Below are 17595 nucleotides of genomic sequence, written 5' to 3'. Positions count from 1 at the left end.
CTTGGAAAGTCAACAACACTGACATAAAATGCGGCGCAATCGAGCAATTCGTGAACACAAAGGAAACGCGCACCATGGCCGAAGGCAGCACCGGCGGCGAAAACCTGCTGTTCCTGACGGACGAACAGTTGCGCAAGGGGATCGAGGCGATGTTCTTCGCCTATCGCGGCTTCACCGCCGACCCGGACCGGATCCTGGCGCAGCACAACTATGGCCGCGCCCATCACCGGGCGCTGCATTTCATCAACCGCAGCCACGGAACCACGGTGAACAACCTGCTGTCAGTGCTGGGGGTGACCAAGCAATCGCTCAACCGCGTGCTGCGCACCTTGATCGAGGACGGGCTGGTCGAAAGCCGCGTGGGCCGGCGTGACCGGCGCGAACGCCACCTGTTCCTGACCGACAAGGGCCGCGCGCTTGAGGCCGCACTGTCCGAGGCCCAGCGCGCCCGCATGCGCGCCGCCTATCGCGCCGCCGGGCCGCAGGCGGTGGCGGGCTTCCGCCAGGTGCTGGAGGCAATGATGGAAGATGACATCCGCCATCACTACCAGCAACTGCGGGAGACACGCTGATGACCGCCGAAGGCCAGACCGCGCTGGCGCTGCATCTGCTGGTGGTGGATGATGACGAACGCATCCGCGCGCTTCTGCGCAAGTTCCTGATGCGCAACGGCTATCTGGTCACCACCGCGCGCGACGCCGCCCAGGCCCGCCGCCTGCTGGCGGGGCTGGAGTTCGATCTGGTGGTGCTGGATGTGATGATGCCGGGCGAGGACGGGATCAGCCTGACCCGCCATATCCGCGACACCAGCGCCACGCCGGTCCTGCTGCTGACCGCGCGGGGCGAGGCCGAGGACCGCATCACCGGGCTGGAATCCGGCGCCGATGACTACCTGCCCAAACCGTTCGAGCCGCGCGAGCTGCTGCTGCGCATCGGGGCCGTGCTGCGCCGCAGCCCGCCGCCCGAACCCACCGCCCTGGCGCCGCAACTGCTGATCCTGGGCCCGCTGCGTTATGACGTGGAGCGCGGCGAGCTGCGGCGCGGCGACGCCCCCGTCCATCTGACCGCGACCGAGGCCGCGCTCATGCGCCTCTTTGCCCGCACCCCGCACACGGTGGTCACGCGCGAAGCCCTGGTCGATCACCTGGGCCGCGACCGCGGCGCCCATGGCGGCGCCACCGGGCAGGAACGCGCCGTGGATGTCCAGATCACCCGCCTGCGCCGCAAGCTGGAGCCCGACCCCAAACGCCCCCGCTACCTGCTGACCGTGCGCGGCGAAGGCTACATGCTGGCCACGGAGTAAGCCGCCAGGATCGCGCGGCCCGCCCGGCAACACCGCGCGTCCCGCGTCCCCGCAGCCAACGGGATCGAACAAGGATCAACAGCCCGGACCACCACACAGAGCCCGCCCGGCGTGAAACCCCTCAGCCCCCCTTGGGAACCACCTCAGCCAGCCCCCCCCGCAGACCAGGAGCACAGCAGTGCCCGGCGCGCCGGGGTGGGTGGGTGGGCGGCGTGCCGGGCGCTGCGCGGTGACCACAGGCACCGCGCAGGGGCATCACGCCGCCGATGCCAAAGGCCTCAATGCGCCTCGGCCCAGTTCGCCCCCTGCCCTGCATCCACCACCAGCGGCACCGACAGTTGCACCACCGGATCGGCGGCGCCCTCCATCACTTCGCGCACCCGCGCCACCAGATCCTCCACCGCGCCCGCATCCACCTCGAACACCAGTTCGTCATGGACCTGCAACAGCATGGTCGCGGGCAGATCGGCAATCGCCGCCGGCACCCGGATCATGGCGCGGCGGATGATGTCGGCCGCCGTCCCCTGGATCGGCGCGTTGATGGCGGCGCGTTTGGCAAAGCCCGCCCCCGGCCCCTTGGCGTTGATCTCGGGCGTGTGGATGCGCCGGCCAAACAGCGTCTCCACATGGCCATGTTCCTTTGCAAAGGCCACCGTGTCATCCATATAGGCGCGGATGCCTGGGAAACGCTCGAAATACCGGTCGATGAAGCCCTGCGCCTCGGCCCGCGGGATGCGCAGGTTGCGCGCCAGCCCGAAGCCCGAGATCCCGTAGATCACCCCGAAATTGATCGCCTTGGCCTGCCGCCGCACCTCGGATGTCATCTGATCCATCGGCACCCCGAACATCTCGGACGCGGTCATGGCGTGGATGTCGTGGCCCTCGCGGAACGCGTCGCGCAGCGCGTCGATCCCGGCGATATGAGCAAGGATCCGCAGCTCGATCTGGCTGTAATCCAGCGCCACCAGCACCCGGCCCTCGGGCGCAACGAAAGCCGTGCGGATGCGGCGGCCTTCCTCGGTGCGGATGGGGATGTTCTGCAGGTTCGGATCGGTCGAGGACAGCCGCCCCGTGCTCGCCCCCGAAATAACGTAGGAGGTATGCACCCGGCCCGTTTCCGGGTTGATATGGTCCTGCAGCGCGTCCGTGTAGGTCGATTTCAGCTTGGACAGCTGCCGCCAGTCCAACACCCGGGCGGGCAGGTCGTGGCCCTCGGCGGCAAGGTCCTCCAGCACATCGGCGCCGGTGGCATAGGCGCCGGTCTTGCCCTTCTTGCCCCCCTGCAACGACATCTTGTCGAACAGGATCTCGCCCAATTGCTTGGGGCTGCCCACGTTGAAGGTCTCCCCCGCCAGTTCGTGGATCTCGGCCTCCAGCCCCGCCATCTTCTGCGAGAACGCATTGGACATGCGCGAAAGCACATCGCGGTCGACCTTCACCCCCGCCATCTCCATCGCCGCCAGCACCGGGACCAGCGGGCGCTCCATGGTTTCATAGACGCGAGTGACGCGCGCGCGGTGCAGCTGCGGCTTGAACGCCTCCCACAGGCGCAGGGTGATGTCGGCATCCTCGGCGGCGTAGGGGGTGGCCTCGTCGATCGATACCTTGTCGAAGGTCCGCGCCGACTTGCCGCTGCCCAGTAGCGTCTTGATGGGAATGGGCTGGTGGTTGAGGTAACGGTCCGAAAGCGCATCCATCCCGTGCCCGTGCAGCCCGCCATGCAGCGCATAGGACAGCAGCATCGTGTCATCGATGGGCGCCACATCGATCCCCTGCCGGGCGAGTATCTTCACGTCATATTTGGCGTTCTGCAGGATCTTCAGCACCGCCGGATCCTCCAGCACCGGCTTCAACGCGGCCAGCGCGGCGTCGCGGTCCATCTGCCCCTCGGCCAGCGCCGCACCACCGAACAGATCGCCCTCGCCCACCGTATGCGCCAGGGGCACGTAGCACGCCCGCCCCGGCGCCACGGCAAGCGAGATGCCCACCAGCTCCGCGCGCATCTCATCCAGCGCGGTGGTTTCCGTGTCCAGTGCCACGAAGCCGGCTTCATGGATATCGGCGATCCAGCGCTCCAGCACCGCCATGTCGCGGATGCACTCATAGGCGGTGGTGTCGAAGCCCGCAGGCTCCGGCGCCGCGGCTACCTCGGGCGCGGGGGCTTCGGGCAGGGGCGGCGGGTCGCGGTCGAACTTCTCGGCCACGCGGCGGGTCAGGGTGCGGAATTCCATCTGGTTGAGGAAGCCCAACAACGCCTCGGGGTCCGGGTCGCGCACCTCCAGATCGTCAAGGCCAAACTCCAGCGGTGTCTGGTCGTCCAGCAACACCAGCTTACGCGAGATGCGGATCTGTTCGGCATGATCGATCAGGGTCTGGCGGCGCTTGGGCTGCTTGATCTCCTCGGCCCGGGCCAGCAGCGTGTCCAGATCGCCGAATTCGTTGATCAGCAGCGCCGCCGTCTTGATCCCGATCCCCGGCGCGCCGGGGATGTTGTCCACGCTGTCCCCGGCCAGCGCCTGCACATCCACCACCCGGTCCGGGCCGACGCCGAATTTCTCCTCCACCTGTTCCAGCCCGATGGGTCGGTTCTTCATCGGGTCCAGCATCTCCACCCCGCCGCCGACAAGCTGCATCAGGTCCTTGTCGGAACTCAGGATGGTGACGCGCCCCCCGGCCTCACGCCCCTGTCGCGCCAGGGTGGCGATGATGTCATCGGCCTCGTAATCCTCAACCTCGATACAGGCCAGGTTGAAAGCGCGGGTGGCATCGCGGGTCAGCGGGAATTGCGGGCGCAGATCCTCGGGCGGTTCGGGGCGGTTGGCTTTGTAGAGGTCGTAGATCTCGTTGCGGAAGGTCTTGGACGAATAGTCGAAGATCACCGCGGCATGGGTGGGCGCATCGGCGCTGGCGTCATTTTCCACCAGATAGCGCCACAGCATATTGCAGAACCCCGCCACCGCCCCCACCGGCAGCCCGTCGGACTTGCGCGACAGCGGCGGCAGCGCGTGATAGGCGCGAAAGATATAGGCCGACCCGTCGATCAGATGCAGATGGCAACCCTTGCCGAATCCCATGCCATGCTCCACGCTTTGACTTCCTGAACGCCCCCGAACACGCCCGAGGCCGCGATGACCCCTCGTTCCTACCCAACCCTTGCCGCCTTGACGATAGCTTTCTGGGCCGCCACCCCCAGCCCTGCGCTGGAACTGCCCGCCTGCGACCTCGTACCCGGCAGCGCCGACAGTTGCGCCCCGGTTCTGGCCTGCATGCCCGGCGATGGCGTCTGGTTCGTGGGCCGTGCCGTGGGCTGGAACGAAGGCAAGCTGGAGGGCGAGACCAACACCGGCGTCACCTGCACCGGCACCTGGTCGGTGGGCGAAACGCTGGCGCTGGGCCATGCCCGCTTCAGCTGCGATGACGGGCTGTCAGGGCGGATCGTCTATCACTATCAGGACCCCGGGACCGGCACCGCGCGGGGCACGGGGCTTATCAGCGGTTTCGGGCGGCTGCGCGCCTGGTCCGGGCATAAAATCACCGAATTTCTGGATCGCAGCACCGGGCGCGTGGATGGCGCCCATATGTGCGGCGACACGCCCCTGCTGCTCGGCTGACATATGGCACCCCTGGCCCGCGCCGCGCGCGGGCAGCGCCCTCGGGGCGCGCAGGGTGGGTGGGCGGGCGCGCGGCCCGAGGGCGCTGCCTCCCCCCAAACAGCCCTCACGCCGCCGGGTTCACCTCATCCACGTAATCCTCGTGGATGAACCGCTTGTCACAATAACCGCAATCCACCCAGCCACTGTCAAGCGGGATCGACAGCCAGACGCGCGGGTGACCCAGCGCGCCTTCGCCGCCATCGCAGCAGACGCGGAACGCGCTGACCACTTCGGTTTCAGGGGCCGCATGGGTGGGATGGTCGGTCATCTGGTAGAACCCTTCGTGCGAATCCGGTTGGTCTGCATGATAGTCACTGCCGCCGTCCCGGCAAGCCCCTGTCGCGCCTAGGCGGGGGGCGGGCCGTAGGCGTTGGCCTCGGCATCGCCCTTCAGGATGCCAAGTTCCACCAGCGCCCAGATCGCCGCCACAAAGCCCGCCAGCCCTACCAGCATGGGCAGCATCCCCGGCACCATCGACTCTGGCGGGGGCATGCCTTCGACCTGCATGGTCGGCATGCCCGGCATCTCGGCCATGGGGCGATAACCGATGCGAAAGGTGTCCAGCAGCATCATCAGCACCCCGGGCCCATAGAACAGCGCCAGCCGCGGCATCGTCGGCTTGCCCCGGTCCGCCAGCCGCTTGGTGGCAAGGGCCAGCGCCGGATAGAGCAGCCCGAGCGAGACCAGAAGCACCAGCAACCGCCCGAAGAACCCGGTTCCGAACAGCACGCCCAGCACCAGTTGCAGGATCAGCACCGCGATCAGCAGCACGATGACGCCGATCCACCATTGGCCGCGGGAAATCCGGCCCTCGAACGATGTGAACAATTCCATGGACCGTGCTCCCTCTGATTGCAGAACTCCCTCGCGCTGCGAGGCTAATTGCCGGGACGTACTGTTGCAAGGGGCCGCTCCGCCCTGTTGTTTTCCCCGACAAACCACTATCTGAGCCCCGTGGCGAACAGGCGCCCACCAGAAGGAGCAACCGTGAGCGACAACGCAATCGAGATCTCGGGCCTGCGCAAGGTCTATGCCGGCAACGGCAAATCCCCGGCCAAGACTGCGCTGGACGGTGTGGACCTGGACGTGCCGGACGGGTCGATCTTTGGCCTGCTGGGGCCGAACGGGGCGGGCAAGTCGACGCTGATCAACATTCTGGCCGGGCTGGTGATCAAGACCGAAGGCAAGGTGCGCATCTGGGGCTTCGATCAGGATGTGAACCCGCGCCAGTCCCGCGCCGCCATCGGGGTGATGCCGCAGGAGTTGAACATCGACCCCTTCTTCACCCCGGCCGAGGCGCTGGAGGTGCAGGCGGGGCTTTACGGCGTACCAAAGACCCAGCGCCGCACCGCCGAGATCCTGGAGCTGATCGGCCTGTCGGACAAGGCCGATGCCTATGCGCGCACGCTGTCGGGGGGGATGCGGCGGCGGCTGCTGCTGGGCAAGGCGCTGGTCCATCACCCGCAGGTGCTGGTGCTGGACGAGCCCACCGCCGGGGTGGATATCGAACTGCGTCAGATGCTGTGGTCCAATGTGCGCAAGCTCAATGACCGCGGCATGACCATCATCCTGACCACCCATTACCTGGAGGAGGCCGAGGAAATGTGCGACGAGATCGCCATCATCGACCATGGCCGGGTGGTGGCGCGGGATGCGACCTCGGCGCTGCTGGGGCGGCTGGACGCCAAGACCCTGCTGATCCGCACCGAAACCGCGCTGACCGGACTGACCCTGCCCGAAGGCGTGCGCCGCGAGGACCGCCCCGGCGGGATGCTGGCGCTGACCTATCCGCGCACCCGGGTTTCGGCGGGGGCCGTGATTGCCGCCGTGCAGGAAGCAGGCGGCGTGATCACCGACATTGCCAGCGAGGAACCTGACCTGGAGGATGTGTTCCTGTCCCTGACCGGCGGGCGCGGCTGATACGCCGGAACCAGCTGGGGCCAGCCGGCGCCACCCGCGGGGGCGTGGGCGGCGCAGGTCCGGCGGCGCGGGATCAGGTAGGGGTACGCGCGCAGGGCCTCAGCCCTCGAACCCGTCATCATACATGAACATGAACATCTCGGCCCGCAGCAGGTCCAGGAAGCGGCTGGCCTCGGCCCGGTCCGACAGGTCGAAGCTGTATTCACCGCCGGTGGCCGCTTCGATGGCTTCGGCGGCGGCGATCAGCGCGGCCTCGGTCATGGGGCCATAGGTGCCGTCCACCTCGGCGGGGTAAAGCTCCATCAGCTGCAGCTCCAGCTGGATGACGCGGCGGGGCACATACTCCCGGGCCTGAAATTCGGCGCGCAGATTGTCCGAGACACTCTGGGCGCCTGCAGCGGCGGGGATCAGCGGCAGCGCGGCGCAGGCCAGGGCGGTGACCAGGAAATGGCGACGAAACATGGGGACTCCTGTAACGGTGACTCGAACAATGTCCTGATGCCCGGCCAAAAGCGGCAATCCTGTGACCAAGGCGCGCCCGGACTTTGACAGGCGCGCTCAATCCAGCAGTTCGGCCACCCATTCGGACACGATCACGCTGGCCGGGCCGGTGCGGACCTCATCGAACCTTGCCGCCGTGGCTTCAAGGTTCAGCTCCAGCGTGCGGGCACCGCCCATGGCGGCCTCCTGCACGAACCCCGCCGCCGGATAGACCTGCCCCGAGGTGCCGATCGCCACGAACAGATCCGCCCGGCCCAGGGCATCGGCGATCCGCTCCATGTGATAGGGAAACTCGCCGAACCAGACGACATCGGGGCGGGTGGCCGGGGCGGCACAGGCCGGGCATGGATCATCCGCCGCCATGACCCGTGGCGCGTCCCAGACATGCGCGCAGGCGGCGCAGCGGGCGCGCAGCAGCTCTCCATGCATGTGGATCACCCCGCGCGCGCCCGCGCGTTCGTGCAGGTCATCGATATTCTGGGTGACCAGCGTGACATGATCAGGCCAGGCCGCCAGCAGCCGCGCTGGCGCGTGATGGGCGGGATTGGGCTGCGCGCCCAGGCAGTTTTCGCGCCGAGCGTTGTAGAAGTCATGCACCATGACCGGGTTTCTCGCAAAGCCCTGCGGGGTGGCCACGTCTTCCAGGTCATATTGCGTCCACAGCCCGCCTGAATCGCGAAAGGTGCCCAGCCCGCTTTCCGCCGATACCCCCGCCCCGGTCAGAATGACGATCCGCCGCCGCGCGCTGGCTGGCTTCATGGTGCTGCTCCGCTATCCGTTACAGTCATGATTTCAAACACAACGACAGCTTCGCGGCAAGCGCGGCGCCGGACCCGGACGATTCACCTAAAACGCAATGTTTTGCGCGACACATTGCGCGGCGCGTGTCGTCGCCGTGCGATTGCCTTCCCGGCGTCCGGATGCTACCTCCCTTTCGAAAATCCGGGCATTGGAGTGCAATGGAATGAACGACTACATCATCAAGGACATTTCACTTGCCGAGTTCGGCCGCAAGGAGATCGCCATCGCCGAGACCGAGATGCCGGGCCTGATGGCCCTGCGTGCGGAATACGGCGACAGCAAGCCGCTGAAGGGCGCGCGGGTGGCGGGCTCGTTGCACATGACCATTCAGACGGCGGTGCTGATCGAAACGCTGGTGGCGTTGGGGGCGGATGTGCGCTGGGCCTCGTGCAACATCTTTTCCACCCAGGATCACGCCGCCGCCGCGATCGCCGCCGCCGGTGTGCCGGTCTTTGCGGTGAAGGGTGAAACGCTGGAGGAATACTGGGACTACGCCGACCGGATTTTCGACTTCAAGGACGGCGCCAACATGATCCTGGACGATGGCGGCGATGCCACGCTCTATATCCTGATGGGCGCGCGGGTCGAAGAAGGCGAGGATGACCTGATCGCCGTGCCCACCAGCGAGGAGGAAGAGGCGCTTTTCGCCCAGATCCGCAAGCGCATGGCCGCCGCGCCCGGCTGGTTCGTGCGTCAGCGCCACAAGATCATGGGCGTGACCGAGGAAACCACCACCGGGGTGCATCGGCTCTATCAGATGATGGAGAAGGGCCACCTGCCCTTCCCCGCCATCAACGTCAATGACAGCGTCACCAAGTCCAAGTTCGACAACAAGTATGGCTGCAAGGAAAGCCTGGTGGATGGTATCCGCCGCGCCACCGACACCATGATGGCGGGCAAGATGGCCGTGGTCTGCGGCTATGGCGATGTGGGCAAGGGCTCGGCGGCGTCCTTGCGCGGCGCCGGTGCCCGCGTGGTGGTGACCGAGGCCGATCCGATCTGCGCCCTGCAGGCCGCCATGGACGGGTTCGAGGTCGTCCGGCTGGAGGATGTGCTCAAGCGCGCCGATATCTTCATCACCGCCACCGGCAACAAGGACGTCATCCGCATCGACCACATGCGCGAGATGAAGGACATGGCCATCGTCGGCAACATCGGCCATTTCGACAATGAAATCCAGGTCGCCGCGCTGAAGAACCACAAATGGACCAACATCAAGGACCAGGTGGACATGATCGAGATGCCCTCGGGCAACCGCATGATCCTGCTGTCCGAAGGGCGGCTCCTGAACCTCGGCAACGCCACCGGGCACCCCAGCTTCGTGATGTCGGCAAGCTTCACCAACCAGGTGCTGGCGCAGATCGAACTGTTCACCAAGGGCGATGAGTACGAGAACAAGGTCTATGTCCTGCCCAAGGCCCTGGATGAAAAGGTCGCCCGCCTGCATCTGGAGCGGATCGGCGTGCGCCTGACCGAACTCTCCGACGATCAGGCCAGCTATATTGGGGTGGCCCCCGAAGGCCCGTTCAAGCCCGAACATTACCGCTACTGAGCCGCAGGGGACGCCAGGGATGAGCCGCAACAACTATATCTTCACCTCGGAATCCGTTTCCGAAGGGCATCCGGACAAGGTCTGTGACCGGATTTCGGATGCGGTGCTGGACTATCTGCTGTCCGAGGACAAGAACGCCCGCGTGGCCTGCGAAACCTTTGCCACCACCGGGCTGGTGGTGATCGGCGGGGAAATCGGCCTGCCGGACCGTGACGGGCGCGCGGGGGCGGACCGACTGAAGGATGTGATGGGGCGCATCCCGGAACTGGCGCGCGAATGCATCAAGGATATCGGCTATGAACAGGAGAAGTTCCACTGGAACACCTGCCATGTGCTGAACTTCCTGCATGAGCAGTCGGTGGACATTGCCCAGGGCGTTGATAATCAGGGCGCGGGCGATCAGGGGATCATGTTCGGCTATGCCGTGGATGAAACCCCGCAGCTCATGCCCGCGCCGATCCTTTACGCGCACAAGATCCTGCGCCGCCTGGCCGAGGCCCGCAAGGCAGGCGAACTGCCGATGCTGGGCCCGGATGCCAAGAGCCAGCTCTCGATCCGCTATGAAAACGCCCGCCCGGTCGAGGTGACGCAGCTTGTCGTCTCGCACCAGCATCTGGACCCGGCGCTGTCCAGCGCCGATGTGCAGGCGCTGATCCGCCCCTATGTGGAAGAGGTCGTGCCCGAGGGCTGGCTGAACGGCGGCACCGAATGGTGGGTCAACCCCACGGGCAAGTTCCTGATCGGCGGGCCGGATGGCGATGCGGGCCTGACCGGGCGCAAGATCATCGTGGACACCTATGGCGGTGCCGCCCCCCATGGCGGCGGGGCGTTTTCCGGCAAGGATCCGACCAAGGTGGACCGCTCGGCCGCTTATGCAGCGCGCTATCTGGCCAAGAATGTGGTGGCCGCGGGGCTGGCGCAGCGCTGCACGCTGCAGGTCAGCTATGCCATCGGTGTGGCCAGGCCGCTGTCGATCTATGTGGACACCCATGGCACCGGCACGGTCAAGGATGCGGCGATCGAACGTGCCGTGGCGCAGGTGATGGACCTGACCCCCAGCGGTATCCGCGCGCATCTGCAACTGGACCGCCCCATCTATGCCCGCACGGCAGCCTATGGCCATTTCGGCCGCGACCCCGAACCCGATGGCGGCTTCAGCTGGGAGCGCACCGATCTGGTCGAAGCCCTGCGAAAAGCAGTCTGACACCGCGCGCCGACGGGCGGCGCGGTTGTCCCAGGCGCAACATGTGCCGGATGCCTCGCCCCGGTGCTTTCGGAACGGTTGACCCGCGCCGACTACCAAGTAATGTGGCGGGGCGGTAACCAACATACAGAACATGCGGCACCGCGCGGGGGACAATATGACTGACTATTCAAGGCGCGCTGTTCTGCTGATGGGATCGGCTGCTGTGCTGGCCGGTTGCACCGCGGTTCCGCGTGGCGCCCCGCACCGGCGCGAAGTGCTGGCCGGCGCGGATGATTTTGAACCGGGTGAAGCGCCACCCTTTACCCTGGTCGAAGTACGGCGCGAAACGCTGCCGGAACTGCGCAACTGGCCGATGACGGGGTTCCGGCCGCCTACGGGCTGGCCCGCGGCCGGGAACGGTCCGACCGCGCCGCGCATCCAGCCCGGCGACGTGCTGGACCTGCGCATCTGGGATTCGGAAACCGTGTCGCTGTTCACCGCCGATGGAGAGCGCGCGATTGCCATGCCGGGGCTGCGCGTCAGCCCTTCGGGCCATATCTTCGTGCCCTATATCGACGAGGTGCATGTGGCCGGGCTGACCACCGACACGGCGCGGCGCCGGATTCAGGAGCAGCTGGAAGCGGTGATCTCATCGGTGCAGGTGCAACTGGTCCTGGCCTCGGGGCTGCGCAACTCGGTGGATATGGTCAGCGGGGTGGCCAATCCCGGGAATTTCCGGTTCGAGGAGATGAACACCTCGATCCTGGGGATGATCAGCGCGGCCGGGGGTGTGCCTGAGGGCCTGCCCAACCCCTATGTCACCTTGATGCGCGGCGGGCAGGTTTATGGTATCAGCCTGTCAGAAATATATGGCAACCCGGCGCGCGACATTGCCCTGCGCGGGCGGGACCGGGTGATCATCGAATCCGACAAGCGCCATTTCATTGCCCTGGGCGCCGCCGGGTCGCAGCAGGTTGTCCGCTTCGACCAGCAGGAGATCTCGGCGCTCAAGGCCGTGTCGATCATGGGCGGGATCGACGATGCCCGCGCCGACCCGCGCGGCCTGCTGATCCTGCGCCGCTATGACCGGGGCCAGTACGGCAACCCCGGTCAACCTGCAACCGAACGCGTGATCTTTTCCTTCAACCTGACCAATGCGGACGGGCTGTTCAGCGCCGACGAATTCCAGATCCATTCCGGCGATGTGGTGCTGGCCACCCAGGCTGTCGCGACATCGACCGAGCGGGTGCTGCGTCTGTTTGGCAGCACGCTGGGCTTTGGCGCGCGGGTGAGCGATATTGGCGGGTCATCGAACTGACCGTCAGGCGGCGCCTGTGTGTCAGCGGGTGAAGCGCCCCCCAGCCGCGCCCACCCACCCACCCTGCGCGCCTGGGGGGCGCTGCCCGGCGCAGGGCGCGTCGGGCATCTGGTGACGACCGGGGAGCAAGGCCAGGGCGGCGTGGTCATGTGACGGGCACGCCCCTTGCGCTGCAGGAGTTTCGCATGAGCAACCGCAAACCCACCTCTCCCGCCGCCGTTCCGGCCCGCCCCACCGTGATGCAGGACCCGCACCGGCTGGCTGAGCGTGGCGAGAAGGTGCTGGAGGTTGCCATCGGTCGCGAATTGCGCGCCTTTCGCCGCCAGAAGGGGCTGACCGGCGCGCAGCTGGCCGAGCTGACGGGCCTGTCGGTGGGGATGCTGTCGAAGATCGAGAACGGGCAGATCTCGCCCTCGCTCACCACGCTGATGACGCTGGCCAACACGCTGAGCGTGCCGCTGACCGCCTTTTTCCGTGGGTTCGAGGAAAACCGCTACGCCGTGCATGTGAAATCCGGTGAGGGGATCGAGATCGAGCGCGCGGGCACGCGGTCGGGGCATCAATACACGCTTCTGGGCCATATCGGCGCCAATACCAGCGGCGTGGTGGTGGAACCCTATCTGCTGACCCTGACCGAGTCCTCGGACATCTTTCCCACCTTCCAGCATGACGGGATGGAGTTCATCTACATGCTGGAGGGTTGCGTCGGCTACCGCCACGGAGACCGGTTCTTTCGCCTCGATCCCGGCGACAGCCTGTTCTTCGACGCCGACGCCCCCCACGGGCCCGAGGAACTGATCACCCTGCCTGCCCGCTATTTGTCCATCATCTGCTATCCGCAGGCCCGGGGCTGAGATAAATTTCCCCTGCGGAAATATTTTTACTTGCTAATACCTCAAATCTTGCGCATGTCTGTGCCGTCAACGCAGGAGGCACGCCCATGTGCGGCATTGTCGGATTGTTTCTGAAGGACCGGTCGCTGGAGCCCGAACTGGGCGCCATGCTGACCGACATGCTGGTCACCATGACCGACCGCGGCCCTGACAGCGCAGGGATCGCCATTTACCGCCCGGCGGAACCGGGGCAGGCGCGGATGACCGTGCAATCGCCCGATCCCGCCCGCGATTTCGACGCACTGGACCACGATCTTGGCGAAGCCCTGGGCTGCGCGGTTTCGGTACGTGTGCAGGACACCCATGCGGTGCTGCAGATGCCTGAAACCCGGCTGGACGCGGCCCGCACGGCCCTGCGCGAGTTGCGCCCCGAGGTGCGGGTCATGGGCGCGGGTGGCAGTGTGGAGATCTTCAAGGAAACCGGCCTGCCCGCCGATGTGGCCAGACGCTTCGATATTGCCGCCATGTCCGGCAGCCACGGGATCGGCCATACCCGCATGGCCACCGAATCGGCGGTCACCACCCTTGGCGCGCATCCATTTTCCACCGGGGCGGATCAGTGCCTGGTGCACAACGGGTCGCTGTCGAACCACAACAACCTGCGCCGGAGGCTGGTGCAGAAGGGGATGAGCTTCGAGACCCAGAACGATTCCGAGGTTGCCGCTGCATGGCTGACGGCGCGGATGCAGGATGGCGCAGACCTGGGCCAGGCACTGGAGGATTCGCTGAACGCGCTGGACGGGTTCTTTACCTTCGTGGTGGGCACCCGCGACGGCTTCGGCGTGCTGCGCGATCCCATCGCCTGCAAGCCCGCCGTCATGGCCGAAACCGACCGTTATGTGGCCTTTGGCTCGGAATACCGGGCCATGGTGAACCTGCCGGGCATCGACACCGCCCGCGTATGGGAGCCCGAACCCGCCACCGTCTATTTCTGGAAGCACTGACATGCAGACACTTGACATGGCCACCACCCCCCTGCGCGAGGTCAACGCCACGCTGCAGGCGGCGAAGGATCAGACCAACGCCACCGAATGGGAAGTGCTGAACCCGCGCGGATCGCATGCCGTGGCGGTGGGTCTGGACGGGCCGATTTCGGTCACGGTGCGCGGCTCCACCGGCTATTACACCGCCGGCATGAACAAGCAGGCGCAGGTGACAGTCGCGGGCTCGGCCGGGCCGGGGGTTGCGGAAAACATGATGTCCGGCACCGTGGTGATCGAAGGCGATGCCAGCCAGTATGCCGGGGCGACCGGGCGCGGCGGGCTGCTGGTGATCAAGGGCAATGCCGCCAGCCGCTGCGGGATCTCCATGAAGGGGATCGATATCGTGGTGGGGGGCAATATCGGGCATATGTCGGCCTTCATGGCGCAGGCGGGGAACCTGGTGGTGCTGGGTGACGCGGGCGACGCGCTGGGCGATTCGCTTTATGAGGCGCGGATCTTCGTGCGCGGGTCGGTGAAAAGCCTGGGCGCCGATTGCGTGGAAAAGGACATGCGCCCCGAACATGCCGAAATCCTGCGCGATCTGCTGGCGCGCGCCGGGATCGACGCCGACCCGTCCGAGTTTCGCCGCTACGGCTCGGCCCGCAAGCTCTATAACTTCAACATCGACAATGCTTCGGCCTATTGAGGGGACAGCGCCATGACCGATCAGACCCCACCCCGCACCGTGCCGCGCATGTCGGCCACCTTCACCCCCGAGATCAACGCCGAGATCCGCCGCGCTGCCGCCACCGGCATCTATGACATCCGCGGCGGCGGCGCCAAGCGGCGGGTGCCGCATTTCGATGACCTGCTGTTCCTGGGCGCCTCGATCAGCCGCTACCCGCTGGAGGGCTACCGCGAGACCTGCGACACGCGCGTCACCCTGGGCACGCGCTTTGCCAGGAAGCCGATCACGCTGGATATCCCCGTGACCATCGCGGGCATGAGCTTCGGCGCGCTGTCGGGCAATGCCAAGGAGGCGCTGGGCCGCGGCGCGACCATGGCCGGGACCTCCACCACCACCGGCGATGGCGGCATGACCGAGGAAGAGCGCGGGCACTCCAGGACGCTGGTCTATCAGGTGCTGCCCTCTCGCTACGGGATGAACCCCGATGACCTGCGCCGCGCCGATGCGATCGAGGTTGTGGTCGGCCAGGGCGCCAAGCCCGGCGGCGGCGGCATGTTGCTGGGCCAGAAGATCACCGACCGCGTGGCCGAAATGCGCACCCTGCCCAAGGGGATCGACCAGCGCAGCGCCTGCCGCCACCCGGACTGGACCGGCCCGGATGACCTGGAGATCAAGATCCTGGAGCTGCGCGAGATCACCGGCTGGGAAAAGCCGATCTATGTCAAGATCGGCGGCACGCGCCCCTATTACGACACCATGCTGGCCATCAAGGCCGGCGCCGATGTGGTGGTGCTGGACGGGATGCAGGGCGGGACGGCGGCCACGCAGGATGTGTTCATCGAACATGTGGGCCTGCCGACGCTGGCCTGCATCCGCCCCGCGGTGAAGGCGCTGCAGGACATGGGGATGCACCGCGACGGGGTGCAGCTTGTGGTCTCGGGGGGGATTCGTACCGGGGCGGATGTGGCCAAGGCGCTGGCGCTGGGCGCCGATGCGGTGGCCATCGGCACCGCCGCCATGGTGGCGCTGGGCGACAATGACCCCCGCTACGAGGCCGAGTATCAGGCCCTGGGCAGCACCGCAGGCGCCTATGACGACTGGCACGAGGGGCGCGACCCCGCCGGCATCACCACCCAGGACCCGGCGCTGGCCGCGCGGCTGGACCCGGTGGCGGCGGGGCGGCGGCTGCGCAATTACCTCGCCGTGCTGACGCTGGAGGCGCAAACCATCGCGCGGGCCTGCGGGCACAACCACCTGCACAATCTGGAACCCGAGGATCTTTGCGCCCTCACGGTCGAGGCCGCGGCCATGGCCGGGGTGCCGATGGCGGGCACCGACTGGGTGCCTGGCCGGGGGTTCTGATCAACATGCGGCCCCTGCACCCGGTGCAGGGGCCGTTTTCCATTGGCCGACCGGCCCCATTCAGAAGAACATGACAACGGGAGTGCACTGTCCATGACCATCGACCTTGAAGACTGGGCCCGCGAAAAGGGCGTCAAATACTTCATGGTGTCCTTTACCGACCTGTTCGGCGCCCAGCGCGCCAAGCTGGTCCCGGCACAAGCCATCGCCGAGATGCAGGGCGAAGGAGCGGGCTTTGCCGGTTTCGCCACCTGGCTGGACCTGACGCCTGCGCACCCGGACATGCTGGCCGTGCCCGACCCGTCCGCCGTGACCCAACTGCCCTGGAAACCCGAGGTCGCCTGGGTGCCCGCCAATTGCGTGATGGAAGGCGCCCCGGTCGATCACGCGCCGCGCAACGTTCTGATCCGCCAGGTCGAGGCCGCCCGCTCCATGGGGCTGAGCGTGAAAAGCGGGATCGAGGCCGAGTTCTTCCTCATGACCCCCGATGGCGCCGCCATCTCCGATGAATACGACACCGCCGAAAAGCCCTGCTATGACCAGCAGGCCGTGATGCGCCGCTATGACGTGATCGCCGAGATCGGCGACTACATGCTGGAAATGGGCTGGGGCCTCTATCAGGCCGACCATGAAGACGCCAATGGCCAGTTCGAAATGAACTGGGATTTCGACGATGTGCTTGTCACCGCCGACCGCCATTCCTTCTTCAAGTTCATGGTCAAGTCGGTGGCCGAAAAGCACGGGCTGCGCGCGACCTTCATGCCAAAGCCCGTCAAGGGGCTGACCGGCAACGGGGCGCATGCGCATGTGTCGGTCTGGGATGCTGATGGCAAGACAAACCTGTTCACCGACGGCACCCATGATCTGGGCATGTCCGATACCGGCTGGCACTTCCTGGGCGGGATCATGAAACACGCCTCGGCGCTGGCGGCGATCACCAACCCCACGGTGAACAGCTACAAGCGGATCAACGCTCCGCGTACAAGCTCGGGGGCGACCTGGGCGCCCAATTCGGTGACATGGACGGGCAACAACCGCACCCATATGGTGCGCGTTCCCGGCCCCGGGCGGTTCGAACTGCGCCTGCCCGATGGCGCCGCCAACCCCTATCTGATGCAGGCGGTGATGATCGCTGCCGGGCTGTCGGGGATCGCCACCAAGGCAGACCCGGGCAAGCGGCTGGATATCGACATGTATCAGAACGGGCACACGGTCACTGACGCGCCACGCCTGCCGCTGAACCTGCTGGACGCGCTGCGCGCCTATGACGCCGATACCGCGCTGAAGGACGCCATGGGCACCGAATTCTCGGCTGCGTTCATGAAACTCAAACATGACGAATGGAACAGCTTCGTGTCCCATTTCTCACGCTGGGAGCGCGAGAACACGCTGGACATCTGAAGCCAAGGCAATCAGGGGCAGGGCGGCATGGGCGAGGCCATGCCGCCCTGCAAGGGGTGCGCGCCTTCGGTCATCCGGCTTGCGTGGTGCAGGT

At 66.5% G+C, this 17595-nt stretch carries 17 protein-coding genes; 12 read left to right on the top strand and 5 right to left on the bottom strand.

Going from position 1 to position 17595, the window contains the following annotated elements; translation table 11 throughout:
• Positions 1 to 74: 74 nt before the first annotated feature.
• Positions 75 to 572 (top strand): MarR family winged helix-turn-helix transcriptional regulator, encoded by a 498-nt coding sequence (locus HUK65_RS12220; RefSeq protein WP_179906570.1) that lies wholly within the window; start codon positions 75 to 77, stop codon positions 570 to 572.
• A complete protein-coding gene (locus tag HUK65_RS12215; protein WP_179906554.1) occupies positions 572 to 1303 on the top strand; it encodes a response regulator in 732 nt (243 codons plus the stop codon). The genes HUK65_RS12220 and HUK65_RS12215 overlap by 1 nt, the downstream gene beginning before the upstream one ends.
• A 278-nt stretch (positions 1304 to 1581) precedes the next feature.
• On the opposite strand, the gene polA is transcribed toward HUK65_RS12215, so the two are convergent.
• A complete protein-coding gene (gene polA / locus HUK65_RS12210) occupies positions 1582 to 4377 on the bottom strand; it encodes a DNA polymerase I (protein WP_179906553.1) in 2796 nt (931 codons plus the stop codon).
• 54 nt (positions 4378 to 4431) lie between these two features.
• Between polA and HUK65_RS12205 the strand changes: the two genes are divergently transcribed.
• Positions 4432 to 4914, top strand: a complete 483-nt coding sequence (locus tag HUK65_RS12205; RefSeq protein ID WP_179906552.1) for a hypothetical protein — start codon at positions 4432 to 4434, stop codon at positions 4912 to 4914.
• A gap of 106 nt (positions 4915 to 5020) precedes the next feature.
• On the opposite strand, the gene HUK65_RS12200 is transcribed toward HUK65_RS12205, so the two are convergent.
• Both HUK65_RS12200 and HUK65_RS12195 read right to left on the bottom strand, forming a co-directional pair.
• A complete protein-coding gene (locus HUK65_RS12200; protein ID WP_179906551.1) occupies positions 5021 to 5224 on the bottom strand; it encodes a zinc-finger domain-containing protein in 204 nt (67 codons plus the stop codon).
• A 77-nt stretch (positions 5225 to 5301) separates the two neighbouring features.
• Complete coding sequence (locus HUK65_RS12195; protein WP_179906550.1) at positions 5302 to 5790, bottom strand: DUF805 domain-containing protein; 489 nt, start codon at positions 5788 to 5790, stop codon at positions 5302 to 5304.
• Between the two features lie 153 nt (positions 5791 to 5943).
• Between HUK65_RS12195 and HUK65_RS12190 the strand changes: the two genes are divergently transcribed.
• A complete protein-coding gene (locus HUK65_RS12190; protein WP_179906549.1) occupies positions 5944 to 6876 on the top strand; it encodes an ABC transporter ATP-binding protein in 933 nt (310 codons plus the stop codon).
• Positions 6877 to 6975: 99 nt separating this feature from the next.
• On the opposite strand, the gene HUK65_RS12185 is transcribed toward HUK65_RS12190, so the two are convergent.
• Entirely contained in the window at positions 6976 to 7338 is a 363-nt protein-coding gene (locus tag HUK65_RS12185) for a hypothetical protein (protein ID WP_179906548.1), read from the bottom strand.
• A gap of 96 nt (positions 7339 to 7434) precedes the next feature.
• Positions 7435 to 8136, bottom strand: coding sequence for an NAD-dependent deacylase (locus tag HUK65_RS12180; RefSeq protein ID WP_179906547.1), 702 nt, complete (start codon positions 8134 to 8136; stop codon positions 7435 to 7437).
• Positions 8137 to 8341: 205 nt separating this feature from the next.
• Between HUK65_RS12180 and ahcY the strand changes: the two genes are divergently transcribed.
• The 8 genes from ahcY (at position 8342) to glnT (ending at position 17501) form a co-directional block, all read left to right on the top strand.
• A complete protein-coding gene (gene ahcY, locus HUK65_RS12175) occupies positions 8342 to 9730 on the top strand; it encodes an adenosylhomocysteinase (protein ID WP_179906546.1) in 1389 nt (462 codons plus the stop codon).
• A 19-nt stretch (positions 9731 to 9749) separates the two neighbouring features.
• Positions 9750 to 10934, top strand: coding sequence for a methionine adenosyltransferase (gene metK / locus HUK65_RS12170; RefSeq protein ID WP_179906545.1), 1185 nt, complete (start codon positions 9750 to 9752; stop codon positions 10932 to 10934).
• A 190-nt stretch (positions 10935 to 11124) separates the two neighbouring features.
• A complete protein-coding gene (locus HUK65_RS12165; RefSeq protein WP_179906544.1) occupies positions 11125 to 12234 on the top strand; it encodes a polysaccharide biosynthesis/export family protein in 1110 nt (369 codons plus the stop codon).
• Between the two features lie 185 nt (positions 12235 to 12419).
• Complete coding sequence (locus HUK65_RS12160) at positions 12420 to 13088, top strand: helix-turn-helix domain-containing protein (RefSeq protein ID WP_179906543.1); 669 nt, start codon at positions 12420 to 12422, stop codon at positions 13086 to 13088.
• Positions 13089 to 13174: 86 nt separating this feature from the next.
• On the top strand, positions 13175 to 14071 hold the full coding sequence (locus HUK65_RS12155; RefSeq protein ID WP_179906542.1) for a class II glutamine amidotransferase: 897 nt from the start codon (positions 13175 to 13177) through the stop codon (positions 14069 to 14071).
• A 1-nt stretch (position 14072) separates the two neighbouring features.
• Positions 14073 to 14756, top strand: coding sequence for a GltB/FmdC/FwdC-like GXGXG domain-containing protein (locus HUK65_RS12150; RefSeq protein WP_179906541.1), 684 nt, complete (start codon positions 14073 to 14075; stop codon positions 14754 to 14756).
• A 12-nt stretch (positions 14757 to 14768) separates the two neighbouring features.
• Complete coding sequence (locus HUK65_RS12145) at positions 14769 to 16100, top strand: FMN-binding glutamate synthase family protein (RefSeq protein WP_179906540.1); 1332 nt, start codon at positions 14769 to 14771, stop codon at positions 16098 to 16100.
• A gap of 93 nt (positions 16101 to 16193) precedes the next feature.
• On the top strand, positions 16194 to 17501 hold the full coding sequence (gene glnT, locus HUK65_RS12140) for a type III glutamate--ammonia ligase (RefSeq protein ID WP_179906539.1): 1308 nt from the start codon (positions 16194 to 16196) through the stop codon (positions 17499 to 17501).
• The last annotated feature ends 94 nt before the right edge of the window (positions 17502 to 17595 follow it).

The organism is Rhabdonatronobacter sediminivivens, from assembly GCF_013415485.1.
Classification (GTDB): Bacteria; Pseudomonadota; Alphaproteobacteria; order Rhodobacterales; family Rhodobacteraceae; genus Rhabdonatronobacter; species Rhabdonatronobacter sediminivivens.
Note: the sequence above shows the minus strand (reverse complement) of the source record. Positions and strands in the feature narration are given on the sequence as shown.